Below are 15,193 nucleotides of genomic sequence, written 5' to 3'. Positions count from 1 at the left end.
TTCACTTAGCTGTTCAGCTGAGGTGAAGGGGTATTTGCTCATGCGCTGAAGTGGTCCATCATCGGAACATCAATCTCCCAAATAGATTATGGCCTCAATCTCCATCAGAGCGTCGGGGTGCGCAAGCCTGCTGATTTCCAGAAGGGTACTGGCCGGCTTGGCCTCGCCGAAGTAGCGTGCACGAACAGAGGCAATTTCAGAACGAAGCTGGATGTCCGTCAAAAAAATGCTCAGTTTGACGACATCGGAGAAATGGGCTCCCGCTGCGTCTAAGACGGCTTTGATGTTTTGGAACACCTGCTCGGCTTGAGCCTTTGCATCTCCTAAGCCGACAACTCGGCCTGAGTCGTCCGTTGGCAGCATGCCGGAAATCACCATCATATTACCGAAGATGACCGCGTCACTGTAAAGAGAGGAGTTGCTTTTCTGAGACATCTGAATGCGTCGAAGGCTGCTCATCGGTTATTCAGCTCCTTTAGATCCCCGAAACGATTCATGACGGGGGAGATGAAACACACTATTTCAAGTAAAAAGCGAATAGGCTCTCATTTCAATTCTGCTGTTCCTTTATATTAAACGGGCTGCGTCTTTCTAACTCGTAGCCCTATCCACCGCAGCACATCGGCAAAAAAATGTCGTCCACGTTCACTATAGAAGAACTACTTGTGTTTGCCTGTTTTGACTATTTATATACTTTAGTCAAACGATCAAGTCACCGAGATGTGTATCCCAGTTTCTAATGTAAGCGTATACAGTAATAACTGGGTCATGATCCAGCAGAAAGGGGGGGAGGTTTGCCAACGAGATGATCATGAGCTGCAGAGGTTCGCAAACGGGAAACCATTGATTTAAGAGTGGGAGGTACAAATGATGGGTCATATCAAGAGTCGATTATTATGGCAGGGCGCTGCTGTTGTTTTATCCGTGATTCTCGCCATGAGTCTCATGGGATGTACCCAAAAAAACGGTATCGAGACAATGCCAAACCCGGGAAGCACCGAAAGCGCCAAGAAAATGCCCGCTGAGATGACTAGAGTGAATATGGGGTTGCCTTCAAAGAGCAACACGAGCTATTTGCCTCTATATGTTGCTGTAAAGAAGGGCTATTTTCAAAAGCAACATCTGGATGTCAGCTTCAACTATGTCCAAGGCGGGGTTTTGGCGCTGAGGGGTCTGCAAACCGGCGACTTCCAGATCATTTCCTCTCTGCCTGAATCGGTAATTACCGGGGTCGCTGAAGGAGCTGATGTGAAATTCATCGGAACCTTGGATAACCAATCCATGTATTCAATTTATGTATCCAAAGAGATCAGCGATCTGAAAGACCTGAAAGGGAAAACCGCGGCAGGTAATGTACCCGGCAACGGAACGACGATTCAATTGGAATACTGGCTTAAGAAGCACGGCTTAGAGCCTAATCAAGATGTAAGAATCACGAATGCCGGGGACAACGCCTCACGACTGCAGGCGCTCCAGCAAGGCCAAGCTGCGGTGACTATATTAAGTCCGCCTACAGATTTAAAAGCAGATGAACTGGGATTGCAGCGTTATCTCATGCGCGACGAGTTAACAACGTATAACCACAATATGATTGTCACGAATGGGAAACTGATCGATAACAAGCCTGAGGTAGTCCATGCCTTTATGGCGGCAACAGCGGAAGCAGTAACGTTTATTAAAGATCCGGCCAATCGGGATGAAGTTATCCAAATTGCTGTGGAAGAGATGGAAATGACGCAAGCGAATGTGCAAAAGTCGTTCGATTTCGTGTTACCGGCCTTGGCCGATAAGGGGAAAATCAATATGGACGGTGTGAAATGGGCCATTGATACGGTGAAGGCAGCAGGGATGCTGACCAAAGACATCCGCATGGATCAGTTGGTAGATGAAAGGTTTTATATGAAATAACAAGCTCTTCATTTCTATTTACTAGAAAGCGATGATGATAATGGCCTTCTGGGACGATGTGCTAAAACGAGCAGGACAGAACGATGTTTTCGAAGGCGAAAATGGGGTTCTATTCAAATGTTCTCAAATTAGATGAATTGCTGGAGTGGATGAATAAAGACTTGGCGGGAGGGTAACCGATGAGATGTCCAAAAAGTCGTATGAAGAGGTTTTCAACCGTTTTATCTATTGTGCTCGTGATGAGTCTGCTGGGCTGCGCCCAAAAAACGGATGTCACAGCTACGGATCCGAAGGGCAGCACTGAAAGCGTCAAGAGAATGCCGGATCAGATGACGAAATTGAATCTGGCCTTAACCTCAAACCGCAATATCGTGTACGTACCTTATTACATTGCATTGAAAAAGGGCATATTTCAAAAGCAACATCTGGATGTCAGTTTAACTTTTGTCCAAGGCGGGGTATTGGCACTCAGGGGCTTACAAGCGGGGGATTTTCAAATGATCACGACACTGCCGGAATCGGTCATTACAGGAGTCTCTGAAGGGGCTGATGTGAAATTAATTGGAACCTTGGATAACCAATCTTTGTTTTCCATTTATGTAACCCCTGATATCAACGATCCGAAAGATTTGAAAGGAAAGACTGCAGCGAGTATGGTGCCCGGCAACGGAATGGACATTCAAATTCAGTATTGGCTCAAAAAACAAGGGCTCGAGCCCAACAAAGACATTCGAATCATTTATGCCGGGGATAACGCTGAGCGGGTTCAGGTGCTTAAGCAGGGTCAGGCTGACATCACCATTCTAAGCTCTCCCACGGATTTAATGGCGGATGAATTGGGATTAAAACGTTTTGCGCAAATGCGGGATGAGCTGAAAACATACAACCATAATATGATTGCCACCAAAGGCGACTTGATCAAAAAAGAACCGGAGGTTGTATATGCCTTTATGGCCGCTGTGGCGGAAGGATTGGCGTATGCCAAAGATCAAGCAAACCGCGATGAAGTGATACAAATCCTAATGACTGAGCTGCAAATGACCCGGGCTGAAGCCGAAAAGTCCTTTGATTTTGTGCTGCCGGCTCTTGCGGATAAAGGGAAAATGAATATGGAGGGTGTGAAGTGGGCCTTAGATACGGTCAAAGGAATCGGGGCATTAAGAACAGAGATCGGTCTGGATCAAGTGGCGGACGAAAGCTTTTATGCCCCATAGAAACGGGCTTCGCCGGATCTTGTTGGGAATCCTTTGTCTTTCATACGAAAGGAGACATTCATGAACACTTCTCAAAAGATTGCGGATTCACCTAACATGGAAACGCCGCATTTCTCCAAAAATCAATGGCGTACGTTCTATTACAATAATGAACGCGTCATTCTGGGCACAGTCGGTGTCGTGCTGCTGTTGGCCATATGGGAGACCATCGCCCGCTTGAACATTGTCGATATGATGTTTACCAGTTCACCGGTTCGAATTTGGAACGCCGGAATCCAGTACGTAGCGTCGGAAGGGTTCGTTCATGACATTGCTGCCAGTGGGTCGGAGCTGCTGTTAGGATTCGGACTATCGATTTTGGTCGGAATTCCTCTCGGGATTTTAATGGGATGGTATCCCAAACTGAACTATTTATGCGATCCGATTTTTAATTTTTTATATGCTTCTCCGCGTATCGCTCTTGTCCCCCTTTTTATCATCTGGTTCGGCATTGATATGGGTTCAAAGGTTGCGGTCATTTTTCTCAGTTCGGTGTTTCCGATTGTGATTAATACACTGATGGGAGTGAAGACGATTGACCCGATGCTGTTAAATGTAGCACGTTCTTACAATGCAAAGGACCGTCAAATTTTTAAAACCATTATTCTGCCAAGCTCGGTACCGGCTATTATTTCAGGAATTCGGCTGGGCCTTGGCCATGCTTTGATAGGGGTCGTCGTAGGAGAGATGACGGCAGCGACACAAGGCGTAGGGCATATGATGTTTACTGCAGGGCAAACCTTCCAAACCGATTTGGTGTTTGTCGGACTCATTATTATTGCGGGACTGGGTGTTATTTTAACCGGACTGGTTCAAATATTGGAGAGACATTTCGACAAGTGGCGTGTGGATATTCGTAAATAAGGGCCAAAAAGGAGTTATACAGGATGCCTACCGATTATAAACTGACTGCCGAGCAAGTGGGTATTGAATATCTAGTGAAGAGAACAGGAAAGGTTTACCAAGCGGTATGGGATATTTCTCTTCGGATCAAATCTCAGGAGTTTGTATGTATCGTCGGGCCGAGCGGCTGCGGCAAGTCTACTTTTTTGAATGCGGTGGCAGGCCTTCTGCCGCACAATAAAGGTCAATTGGTGTTGGACGGGAGGAAAATTACGAAACCGGGTGAGGATCGGGCGGTTGTTTTTCAGTCTCCCGCACTCCTTCCATGGAGAACGGTTGTTGACAATGTAAAGTACGGGCTGGAACTCCGTGGTACGGGAGCAGCGGTGATGCAGGAGAAAGCCATGGCCATGATTGAACTCGTAGGGCTTCTGGGTCATGAGCATAAGTTTCCTAATGAACTTTCCGGCGGTATGCAGCAACGGGTCAATTTGGCGCGGGCCCTTGCTTCCGACCCGGAGCTGCTGCTTCTGGATGAACCCTTTGCCGCATTAGATGCGCAGACGCGCGAGGTGATGCAAACCGAACTGTTGCGAATTTGGCAGGAAACGAAAAAAACAGCCTTGTTTATTACCCACCAAATCGATGAAGCGGTGTTCCTGGCCGATCGCGTTATCGTTCTATCTAAAGGGCCGGGAAGCGTAGTCAGTGCCGATATGGAGATTCGTCTCCCCAGACCAAGGACTGAGGGAACGAAAAAGGAACCGGAATTTTTAGCTATGGTTGCAGAAATTCGCGAGATTATACGATTGGGCGAAAAGAGCTAAGGGGTGGGTGATGGTTCATGAATAAACGGTTGGCAAAAGGTGCGCTTGTGTTGATGGTAGTCATCCTTACCGTATTGACCGGCTGCGGGCAGAGCAATAGTAAGGAGGCCGGTTCCTCCCATACGAATGAGCTGAATTCAAAAGCGTCCGAAGCGGGTGCCAAGGATCAACCGCTTCAGGAGTTGACGGTTGCCACGGTTGGCGATAATGCGGTGTTCGGTCCAATTTATTTGGCTCAGGAAAAGGATCTCTTTGGGAAGCATGGATTGAAGGTGAAGCTGGTTTCCTTTGATGTTGGTGCTTCAACGGCCGCACTTATTTCGGGAGATGTGCAAATTGCTGCCGGCGGACCGGCTCTCGTCGATGCAGCGCTGAAGACAAGTAAAGTAAAGGTATTCGGTACGTACGGGCAAATTGCACTCTCGCTGTACGCCAAAAACATTGGCACGCTAGAAGAATTGAAGGGCCATACGGTCGGTGCGACAACACCGGGTGGAGCCATTGATACCGTTGCCCGCACTCTGATTCGGGCCATAGGAATGCAGCAGGGAAAAGATGTGAAAGTGCTGTATACCGGTAGTAACCCGGCTACTTTAGCTGCGATTAGCGAAGGGAAAATTGAAGCGGGAGTGATCTCCCCGCCGGCGACAAGTCAAGCGGAACAAATGGGATTAAAGCAAGTTGCTCAAATGTCTGAAGTCAAAGGAGTTCTCGGTTTGTACGGTGTCATGGGGCTCAATCAACCGTTTGCCGAGAAAAACTCTCATGCGATTGAAAGCTTTTTAAAAGCGTTTAAGGAGGCCAGTGAACTTACACAAACAGACAAAGCAGCGACCAAAGCAGCTCTCGGAAAGTATACGAAAGTGCAGGACGACAAAGTGCTGGATGTGTCTTACGACGCTTATAAAACGTTTTGGCCGACGGATTTCCATCTACCCGAAAGTGAAACTCAATACATCTTGGATGAATTGAGTGAAAAGAACCCCGCAGCGAAGATGACAAAACCTGTGGACGTTGTAGATCACCGTTATGCGGATGCCGTACAGTGACATGTGTTGCGTTGATGAGATCGAAAAGCAGCAAAAAAGAGTATTGATCCAAGTAAAGGGGTTGACGTGATGAACAGCATCCATGATGTTGGCGGTATGGACGGTTTTGGCCCTATTGAAAGAGAAGAGAATGAACCTGTCTTTCATGAGCCGTGGGAAGGCCGGATGAGAGCGATGCATATGCTTATGAGCAAAAAACACCGTCTCTATCATATTGATGAATCCAGACATACCATTGAGAGGATGAACCCGATCTATTATCTTGGCTCTACTTACTACCAGATTTGGCTGTTGAGAATGGAAACCTTATTAATAGAGAGGGGCGTGCTTACCGAAGAGGAGATCCAAGAAAAAATAGCCCGAATCTCTCCGGTATCGTACACATCTCATTTGCCGTCCTATCGAAATGTGAAATCGTATATTCCCTCAACTCATAGAAGATTTGCCCTCCCAACCACTACGGATACAGAGCGGAAGGATGAACCGATTGTACCTAAGTTTATAAGGGGAGATCTTGTGCGAGTGAAGACGATGTCTACTTTGGGGCATACACGTGCGCCCAGATATGTCCGCGGGAAACAGGGAGTGATCGAAGAAGTCCATGGCAGCTTTATTTTGCCGGATACTAGGGTACATGAAGGAATTGATCTTTATCAGCCGGTGTATCGGGTACGCTTTGAAGCCCAAGAGCTGTGGGGGAAGGATGCCGCCCCGAAGGATAAGCTTATTATTGAAATGTGGGAAGATTATTTGGAACTAGGAGGAGTAAAGCATGAAAGTCAATGAAGAGCATCACCACCACGATCATGACCATCAACATCATCACCATAAGCATCCCGAATCGTTTGATGAAGTGAGGACGATGGCGATCGAATCCCTATTAATTGAAAAAGGGCTAATCTCAGCACAAGAAGTTGATGAACTCATCCATCATTACGTGTCCGATATCGGTCCAATGAATGGGGCCAAGGTTGTCGCAAGAGCTTGGATGGACCCCGAATTCAAACAAAGACTTTTGCAAAGCGGACATCAAGCGGCGGCCGAGCTTGGGATAGGACAAATAGCCAACGAATTGGTAGTCTTGGAAAACACATCGACGATTCACCATGTAGTCGTATGCACGCTTTGCTCCTGCTATCCGTGGGCCTTATTAGGTCTGCCTCCAACGTGGTATAAAAGCACTGCCTATCGATCAAGAGTCGTGATTGATCCCAGAAGCGTCCTTCGCGAGTTTGGGCTGGAATTGGATGATACCGTGGAAATCCGGGTAGTGGACAGTAATGCGGAAGTCCGTTACCTCATTTTACCCGAGCGACCTCAAGGCACAGAGCATATGACCGAGGCAGAGCTCGCTGCTCTTATTACCCGGGATTCAATGATCGGGGTAACCAAAGCCGCGGCGCCACTTGAACGGAAAGGAGACGTCCTATGAGCCAGCATGCCAAATCCTTTATTGGTTCTATTGAAGAAACGATGAAGTTGCCTCGCGAGAACGGAGAACTTATTTTCCACAATCCGTGGGAAAGCAGAATTTTTGCGATGGCCGTCCTTTTGTCCGATAAGGGATTATATCCGTGGAAGAGCTTTAATGGAGAATTTGTCAAAGAGATCGGGGAAGCCGAAAAGGAGCACTCGGAGACAGATGTCGCTTCCTCTTACTATCATCTATGGGCACAAGCGCTGGAAAAGTTATTACTTGAACAGCATTTGTTGACGCAGGAGCAGTTGGTTAAGCGGACTGACGAGTTTACATCCGGCCAAAGACATCATGTATGTTAACGTAGTGAGTTGTTAAAAGCCCATGTTCTTCGTTACCTCGGCATGTAGAGAAAGTCCGATCTGGCTTTCTCTTATTTTTTAATTCATGCTAGTAGTAGAGGAATATACACTAGTGGGCAGAGAATTTTTTTTATACTTGCATTTTCAAAACAGATATGATAAATTACTACTCCTGAGCTGCTGCGAGGCAGAGCGGGCTGCAAGAACAAGTTAAATCGTTTCTCTGAGCTTGCGGATGATCCCAAGAATGGAAAACAACATATGCTTGCAAAACGAAAGTGGATATGATAGAGTAGTTAACCGTGACTCCAAAACAAAACAACTGAACAGCTTCTAGACTAAAGGATTCGTTCCTCAGATTGGAATAAAAAAACAGTTGCAAACTAGTACAGGGTTATGGTAGATTGGTTATCCGGCCGCATAAGACAAGCGGTTCGGTGAAACACTAAGCATCAACATTGTCCTTTGAAAACTGAACAACGAGTGAGTGATGAAATCTCATAAAGAGGTTTCGAAAAGCAAGTCAGTAACGAATTGAGCAATCAATTCTCTAAATTAAAGTATTACCTTTAATGGAGAGTTTGATCCTGGCTCAGGACGAACGCTGGCGGCGTGCCTAATACATGCAAGTCGAGCGGATTTATCCTTCGGGATAAGTTAGCGGCGGACGGGTGAGTAACACGTAGGCAACCTGCCTGTAAGATCGGGATAACTACCGGAAATGGTAGCTAAGACCGAATAGCTGGTTTCTCCGCATGGGGAGATCAAGAAACACGGCGCAAGCTGTGGCTTACAGATGGGCCTGCGGCGCATTAGCTAGTTGGTGAGGTAACGGCTCACCAAGGCGACGATGCGTAGCCGACCTGAGAGGGTGATCGGCCACACTGGGACTGAGACACGGCCCAGACTCCTACGGGAGGCAGCAGTAGGGAATCTTCCGCAATGGACGCAAGTCTGACGGAGCAACGCCGCGTGAGTGATGAAGGTTTTCGGATCGTAAAGCTCTGTTGCCAAGGAAGAACGCCTCGGAGAGTAACTGCTCTGAGGGTGACGGTACTTGAGAAGAAAGCCCCGGCTAACTACGTGCCAGCAGCCGCGGTAATACGTAGGGGGCAAGCGTTGTCCGGAATTATTGGGCGTAAAGCGCGCGCAGGCGGCTACTTAAGTTTGGTGTTTAAGCCCGGGGCTCAACCCCGGTTCGCACCGAAAACTGGGTGGCTTGAGTGCAGGAGAGGAAAGCGGAATTCCACGTGTAGCGGTGAAATGCGTAGAGATGTGGAGGAACACCAGTGGCGAAGGCGGCTTTCTGGACTGTAACTGACGCTGAGGCGCGAAAGCGTGGGGAGCAAACAGGATTAGATACCCTGGTAGTCCACGCCGTAAACGATGAGTGCTAGGTGTCGGGGATTCGATTCCTCGGTGCCGAAGTAAACACAATAAGCACTCCGCCTGGGGAGTACGCTCGCAAGAGTGAAACTCAAAGGAATTGACGGGGACCCGCACAAGCAGTGGAGTATGTGGTTTAATTCGAAGCAACGCGAAGAACCTTACCAGGTCTTGACATCCCTCTGAATACGGTAGAGATATCGTAGGCCTTCGGGACAGAGGAGACAGGTGGTGCATGGTTGTCGTCAGCTCGTGTCGTGAGATGTTGGGTTAAGTCCCGCAACGAGCGCAACCCTTGAACTTAGTTGCCAGCATTCAGTTGGGCACTCTAAGTTGACTGCCGGTGACAAACCGGAGGAAGGTGGGGATGACGTCAAATCATCATGCCCCTTATGACCTGGGCTACACACGTACTACAATGGCCGGTACAACGAGAAGCGAAACCGCGAGGTGGAGCGAATCTTTATAAGCCGGTCTCAGTTCGGATTGCAGGCTGCAACTCGCCTGCATGAAGTCGGAATTGCTAGTAATCGCGGATCAGCATGCCGCGGTGAATACGTTCCCGGGTCTTGTACACACCGCCCGTCACACCACGAGAGTTTACAACACCCGAAGTCGGTGGGGTAACCCGCAAGGGAGCCAGCCGCCGAAGGTGGGGTAGATGATTGGGGTGAAGTCGTAACAAGGTAGCCGTATCGGAAGGTGCGGCTGGATCACCTCCTTTCTATGGAGTCCATGTCGTCTGTAGGGCGACGGACAAATCTGCAGCGAAAGCTGCATCACACTCACTCGTTGTCAGTTTTGAAAGGCGCAATGCCTTTCGGTCTTGGCAAAAATGTCAAAAGCTGATGCTTGCATCGGCCGCGGCGGACATGCTAAGATATCGTTCCTGCCGGTGAAACGGTAGCGAATAAACAAAGTTTGTTCCTTGAAAACTGGATATCGAAACAAAGTAACAATGCTGAATCATCCTTAGATCTTTGATCTATAACTACGCTAAGACTTCATGTCGAAGCATTGGTTAAGCTATAAAGAGCACACGGAGGATGCCTAGGCACCAGGAGCCGAAGAAGGACGTGGCGAACGACGAAATGCCTCGGGGAGCCGTAAGCAGGCTTTGATCCGGGGATGTCCGAATGGGGGAACCCGCATGTGGTAATTCGCATGTACCATGCAGTGAATACATAGCTGCATTGGAGGCATACGAGGGGAACTGAAACATCTAAGTACCCTCAGGAAAAGAAAACAAAAGTGATTCCGTCAGTAGCGGCGAGCGAAAGCGGATTAGCCCAAACCAGGAAGCTTGCTTTCTGGGGTTGTGGGACGTCAATGTGGGTTGAGCAGAGTAAGTGAAGCGGTCTGGAAAGGCCGGCCAAAGAAGGTAAAAGCCCTGTAGCTGAAATTCTGCGAAAACCCTAGACGGATCCCGAGTACCGCGAGACACGTGAAACCTCGTGGGAATCCGGCAGGACCATCTGCCAAGGCTAAATACTCCCTGGTGACCGATAGTGAAGCAGTACCGTGAGGGAAAGGTGAAAAGAACCGCGGGAGCGGAGTGAAAAAGAACCTGAAACCGTGTGCTTACAAGAAGTCAGAGCCCGTTAATGGGTGATGGCGTGCCTTTTGTAGAATGAACCGGCGAGTTACGTTCCCGTGCGAGGTTAAGGTGAGAAGCCGTAGCCGCAGCGAAAGCGAGTCTGAATAGGGCGCTTGAGTACGTGGACGTAGACCCGAAACCGTGTGATCTACCCCTGTCCAGGGTGAAGGTGCGGTAACACGCACTGGAGGCCCGAACCCACGAATGTTGAAAAATTCGGGGATGAGGTGGGGGTAGCGGAGAAATTCCAATCGAACTCGGAGATAGCTGGTTCTCCCCGAAATAGCTTTAGGGCTAGCCTCGGGAGATGCGTCGTGGAGGTAAAGCACTGATTGGGTGCGGGGCCCGCCAAGGGTTACCAAGTCCAGTCAAACTCTGAATGCCACAGACGTTATCCCGGGAGTCAGACAGTGAGTGCTAAGATCCATTGTCAAGAGGGAAACAGCCCAGATCATCAGCTAAGGTCCCCAAGTGTGTGTTAAGTGGGAAAGGATGTGGAGTTGCACAGACAACCAGGATGTTGGCTTAGAAGCAGCCACCATTTAAAGAGTGCGTAATAGCTCACTGGTCGAGTGACTCTGCGCCGAAAATGTAACGGGGCTAAACACACCACCGAAGCTATGACTAGACGTCTATGACGTCATGGGGTAGGGGAGCGTTGTAATCGGGTTGAAGCTAGATCGTGAGGACTGGTGGACTGGTTACAAGTGAGAATGCCGGTATGAGTAACGAAAAGATCAGTGAGAATCTGATCCGCCGAAAGCCTAAGGGTTCCTGAGGAAGGTTCGTCCACTCAGGGTTAGTCGGGACCTAAGGCGAGGCCGAAAGGCGTAGTCGAAGGACAACAGGTTGAAATTCCTGTACCACCGTGAACCGTTATGAGCAATGGGGTGACGCAGAAGGATAGTGACGCGAGCTGATGGATGCTCGTCCAAGCAGTGAGGCTGATGTGTAGGCAAATCCGCACATCATTAAGGCTAAGCTGTGATGGGGAGGGAAAATTACAGTACCGAAGGTCATGAGTTCAGGCTGCCAAGAAAAGCCTCTAGCCAGGGAGAAGGTGCCCGTACCGCAAACCGACACAGGTAGGCGAGCAGAGCATGCTAAGGCGCGCGGAAGAACTCTCGTTAAGGAACTCGGCAAAATGACCCCGTAACTTCGGGAGAAGGGGTGCCTCGGTAGGGTGAATAGCCCGAGGGGGCCGCAGTGAAAAGGCCCAAGCGACTGTTTAGCAAAAACACAGGTCTGTGCGAAGCCGCAAGGCGAAGTATACGGGCTGACGCCTGCCCGGTGCTGGAAGGTTAAGGGGAGCGGTTAGGAGCAATCCGAAGCTGTGAACCGAAGCCCCAGTAAACGGCGGCCGTAACTATAACGGTCCTAAGGTAGCGAAATTCCTTGTCAGGTAAATTCTGACCCGCACGAATGGCGTAACGACTTGGGCGCTGTCTCGACGAGAGATCCGGTGAAATTTTAATACCTGTGAAGATGCAGGTTACCCGCGACAAGACGGAAAGACCCCATGGAGCTTTACTGCAGCTTGATATTGGACTTTGGTACGATCTGTACAGGATAGGTGGGAGCCTGAGAAGCATGAGCGCCAGCTTGTGTGGAGGCGACGTTGGGATACCACCCTGATCGTATCGGAGTTCTAACCTGGTACCGTGATCCGGTATGGGGACAGTGTCAGGTGGGCAGTTTGACTGGGGCGGTCGCCTCCTAAAGAGTAACGGAGGCGCCCTAAGGTTCCCTCAGAATGGTTGGAAATCATTCGAAGAGTGCAAAGGCATAAGGGAGCTTGACTGCGAGACAAACAGGTCGAGCAGGGACGAAAGTCGGGCTTAGTGATCCGGTGGTACCGCATGGAAGGGCCATCGCTCAACGGATAAAAGCTACCCTGGGGATAACAGGCTTATCTCCCCCAAGAGTCCACATCGACGGGGAGGTTTGGCACCTCGATGTCGGCTCATCGCATCCTGGGGCTGAAGTAGGTCCCAAGGGTTGGGCTGTTCGCCCATTAAAGCGGTACGCGAGCTGGGTTCAGAACGTCGTGAGACAGTTCGGTCCCTATCTGTCGTGGGCGTAGGAAATTTGAGAGGAGCTGTCCTTAGTACGAGAGGACCGGGATGGACGTACCGCTGGTGTACCAGTTGTCTCGCCAGAGGCACGGCTGGATAGCTAAGTACGGAAGGGATAAGCGCTGAAAGCATCTAAGCGTGAAGCCCCCCTCAAGATGAGATTTCCCAATTAGTAAGACCCCTTGTAGACGACGAGGTTGATAGGTTCGGGGTGGAAGCACGGCAACGTGTGGAGCTGACGAATACTAATCGGTCGAGGGCTTATCCAAATACATGAACTTCAGCATGCTTTGTTTCGATCCAGTTTTCAGGGTGCAAACCTGAATATGTTTGGTGATGATGGCGGAAGGGAACCACGCGTACCCATACCGAACACGAACGTTAAGCCTTCCAGCGTCAATGGTACTTGGACCGCAGGGTCCTGGGAGAGTAGAACGTCGCCAAGCAATGCCTACCTAGCGTGGGCTTTTCTTTTGAGCTTGATTTGATCAATGTTCCCTGATAGCTCAGTTGGTAGAGCACTCGACTGTTAATCGAGTTGTCACAGGTTCGAGTCCTGTTCGGGGAGCCATTTCTTATATGGAGTAATTCCCTTTAGTAAATACATATCAATGAGGCCCGTTGGTCAAGGGGTTAAGACACCTCCCTTTCACGGAGGTAACAGGGGTTCGAATCCCCTACGGGTCATTATATGAACGCTTAGCTCAGCTGGGAGAGCATTACCTTGACAGGGTAAGGGTCGGCGGTTCGATCCCGTCAGCGTTCACCATTTACTTATCGCGGGGTGGAGCAGCCCGGTAGCTCGTCGGGCTCATAACCCGAAGGCCGCAGGTTCAAATCCTGCCCCCGCAACCAATTAATAAATATTTTGCGGAAGTGGCTCAGGGGTAGAGCATCGCCTTGCCAAGGCGAGGGTCGCGGGTTCGAATCCCGTCTTCCGCTCCATTATGAATATGTGCCCTTAGCTCAGCTGGATAGAGCGTTTGACTACGAATCAAAAGGCCGGGAGTTCGAATCTCTCAGGGCACGTAGTGAAAAAAGTGAACTGAGATAGATGAGAAGGATACGCAGTCGGCCTGAAAAGGCCGCATCTCTCAGGGCACGTAAGTAACTGTAGTAAGCCGGTATGGCGGAATTGGCAGACGCGCGCGACTCAAAATCGTGAGGGAAACCGTGGGGGTTCAAGTCCCTCTACCGGCATTGAATAATTATCGGGACGTAGCTCAGCTTGGTAGAGCACCTGGTTTGGGACCAGGGGGTCGCATGTTCAAATCGTGTCGTCCCGACCATCTAGTTTATCACATTACATAAAAATTGGGCCGCGGGTAACCGTGGCTTTTGTGTGTTTATATGCTGTAAACGTCTGCTCGGGTCTATACATGGCTCAAGTGGCTTTTTTGTATATTGGAGTAGAGAAAGATGATAAAAAAAGAAAGATGCCGTACGGGGAGTACGGCATCTTTCATAGATACTAATTAAGGATTCGATTTCTTCGAGTGATTTGCCCTTCGTCTCAGGTACCATACGCTTAGTGAAAAAGAAAGTAAACAAAGAGATGGCACCAAAGATCCAGAATGTAATCGCCGGCCCTGCGGAACTAAGCAGAGGTGGAAACGATTGAGATACAACGTAGTCCGCCGCCCAGAGTGCCATGGCAGCAATGGGCAATGGCCGTTGCTTTTCCACGGATACGGTTCGGGAAGATTTCGGACATTATCACCCAAACGACCGGACCAAGAGATATGGCGAAGGAGGCCACATAAAGCAATATAAAGATCAGTACTAAAGGCCCGGAGGTATGACCTGTTTGAAAGGCGAAGCCTATGACAAGCAGGCACAATGTCATTGAAGCCGAGCCGACAAGCAGCAGTGATTTACGCCCAACTTTGTCGATGAGCCACAGTGCCAGAATGGTGAAAAGAAAATTGATTAAACCAATCAGAATGGTCTGGATCAGGGAGGCGTTCGTGCCTGCTCCCGTTGCTTTGAAAATTTCAGGGGCATAATACATAATGGCGTTAATTCCCGTAATCTGCTGAAGGATAGCCAGTCCTACCCCAGCAATCAATGCGATCCGTAGTCCAGGATTGAGCAGCTGACGGATTGATCCGTTTTCCTGCTTGAACGATTCCTTGATATCTAGTACTTCCTGCCTGGCCAATTCTTCGCCGTGAATCCGCGCAATATAGGTAGCCCCGGCGACTGAGCTTCTATTGCTGTGAGCGCGGCTTGCCCCTGCTCCAAGAGCGTGTCCAGCATATGAACGTAGCTCGTCAGCGTCGAAGAAGGGAGAGAGGAGATCGATTTTTCGGAAAAAACAGCTCGAATCTGCTGCAACTGTGCTCTCACTTGCTCGAGTTCAGCTCCGCTGCTTCCACCGGGATTGACCAAGTAGCCGTAAAGTAGTCTGAGACTGTCCTCGGACGTCTGAGCGGATTGCTTGTATAACAAAATGCGGTCCATCATCAAATCGTAG

Annotated in this window: 10 protein-coding genes, 8 tRNA genes, 3 rRNA genes and 1 pseudogene; 19 read left to right on the top strand and 3 right to left on the bottom strand. The window is 49.4% G+C overall.

The genetic code is table 11. The annotated features are described in order from the left end of the window. Positions 1–69: 69 nt before the first annotated feature. Positions 70–459: a RidA family protein gene (locus JOE45_RS11760; protein ID WP_210020026.1), complete on the bottom strand. Its 390-nt coding sequence runs from the start codon at positions 457–459 to the stop codon at positions 70–72. Positions 460–867: 408 nt separating this feature from the next. Here JOE45_RS11760 and JOE45_RS11755 point away from each other — a divergent pair, with 408 nt between their 5' ends. The 19 genes from JOE45_RS11755 (at position 868) to JOE45_RS11665 (ending at position 14,006) form a co-directional block, all read left to right on the top strand. Then, positions 868–1,908: an ABC transporter substrate-binding protein gene (locus tag JOE45_RS11755; RefSeq protein WP_210020027.1), complete on the top strand. Its 1,041-nt coding sequence runs from the start codon at positions 868–870 to the stop codon at positions 1,906–1,908. Positions 1,909–2,087: 179 nt separating this feature from the next. Beyond that, positions 2,088–3,122, top strand: coding sequence for an ABC transporter substrate-binding protein (locus tag JOE45_RS11750; RefSeq protein WP_210020028.1), 1,035 nt, complete (start codon positions 2,088–2,090; stop codon positions 3,120–3,122). A gap of 60 nt (positions 3,123–3,182) precedes the next feature. Then, complete coding sequence (locus tag JOE45_RS11745; RefSeq protein WP_210020029.1) at positions 3,183–4,025, top strand: ABC transporter permease; 843 nt, start codon at positions 3,183–3,185, stop codon at positions 4,023–4,025. A gap of 23 nt (positions 4,026–4,048) precedes the next feature. Beyond that, the gene (locus JOE45_RS11740) at positions 4,049–4,831 is read left to right on the top strand and encodes an ABC transporter ATP-binding protein (protein WP_210020030.1); all 783 of its coding nucleotides are present in this window, start codon (positions 4,049–4,051) and stop codon (positions 4,829–4,831) included. Between the two features lie 17 nt (positions 4,832–4,848). Next, positions 4,849–5,880 (top strand): ABC transporter substrate-binding protein, encoded by a 1,032-nt coding sequence (locus JOE45_RS11735; protein ID WP_210020031.1) that lies wholly within the window; start codon positions 4,849–4,851, stop codon positions 5,878–5,880. Between the two features lie 69 nt (positions 5,881–5,949). Next, positions 5,950–6,666, top strand: coding sequence for a nitrile hydratase subunit beta (nthB, locus tag JOE45_RS11730; protein ID WP_210020032.1), 717 nt, complete (start codon positions 5,950–5,952; stop codon positions 6,664–6,666). After that, positions 6,653–7,312, top strand: a complete 660-nt coding sequence (gene nthA / locus JOE45_RS11725) for a nitrile hydratase subunit alpha (protein ID WP_210020033.1) — start codon at positions 6,653–6,655, stop codon at positions 7,310–7,312. Before nthB ends, nthA begins: the two co-directional genes overlap by 14 nt. After that, complete coding sequence (locus JOE45_RS11720; RefSeq protein WP_210020034.1) at positions 7,309–7,659, top strand: nitrile hydratase accessory protein; 351 nt, start codon at positions 7,309–7,311, stop codon at positions 7,657–7,659. Before nthA ends, JOE45_RS11720 begins: the two co-directional genes overlap by 4 nt. Positions 7,660–8,228: 569 nt before the next feature. After that, positions 8,229–9,769 (top strand): 16S ribosomal RNA (locus JOE45_RS11715). Between the two features lie 295 nt (positions 9,770–10,064). Then, a 23S ribosomal RNA gene (locus JOE45_RS11710) occupies positions 10,065–12,986 on the top strand. 60 nt (positions 12,987–13,046) lie between these two features. Next, a 5S ribosomal RNA gene (gene rrf / locus JOE45_RS11705) occupies positions 13,047–13,163 on the top strand. Together the 16S, 23S and 5S rRNA genes with 8 tRNA genes alongside form the textbook arrangement of a ribosomal RNA operon. A gap of 49 nt (positions 13,164–13,212) precedes the next feature. Continuing rightward, a tRNA-Asn gene (locus JOE45_RS11700) sits at positions 13,213–13,288 on the top strand. A 44-nt stretch (positions 13,289–13,332) separates the two neighbouring features. Further along, a tRNA-Glu gene (locus JOE45_RS11695) sits at positions 13,333–13,404 on the top strand. Between the two features lie 6 nt (positions 13,405–13,410). Continuing rightward, positions 13,411–13,486, top strand: a tRNA-Val gene (locus JOE45_RS11690). Between the two features lie 9 nt (positions 13,487–13,495). Continuing rightward, positions 13,496–13,572, top strand: a tRNA-Met gene (locus JOE45_RS11685). Positions 13,573–13,587: 15 nt separating this feature from the next. Continuing rightward, positions 13,588–13,662, top strand: a tRNA-Gly gene (locus tag JOE45_RS11680). 10 nt (positions 13,663–13,672) lie between these two features. After that, a tRNA-Arg gene (locus JOE45_RS11675) sits at positions 13,673–13,746 on the top strand. Between the two features lie 91 nt (positions 13,747–13,837). Continuing rightward, a tRNA-Leu gene (locus JOE45_RS11670) sits at positions 13,838–13,917 on the top strand. 12 nt (positions 13,918–13,929) lie between these two features. Next, positions 13,930–14,006 (top strand) — tRNA-Pro (locus JOE45_RS11665). Positions 14,007–14,193: 187 nt separating this feature from the next. On the opposite strand, the pseudogene JOE45_RS11660 reads toward JOE45_RS11665, so the two are convergent. Both JOE45_RS11660 and JOE45_RS24195 read right to left on the bottom strand, forming a co-directional pair. Further along, positions 14,194–14,902 (bottom strand): annotated as a pseudogene (locus tag JOE45_RS11660) (MFS transporter); the annotation flags it as partial. After that, positions 14,857–15,183 (bottom strand): hypothetical protein, encoded by a 327-nt coding sequence (locus JOE45_RS24195; RefSeq protein WP_461479733.1) that lies wholly within the window; start codon positions 15,181–15,183, stop codon positions 14,857–14,859. The pseudogene JOE45_RS11660 and the gene JOE45_RS24195, both read right to left, overlap by 46 nt. Between the last annotated feature and the right edge of the window lie 10 nt (positions 15,184–15,193).

It is taken from the genome of Paenibacillus sp. PvR098 (assembly GCF_017833255.1).
Lineage (GTDB): Bacteria > Bacillota > Bacilli > Paenibacillales > NBRC-103111 > Paenibacillus_G.
This window is presented reverse-complemented; position numbering and strand designations above follow the sequence as displayed.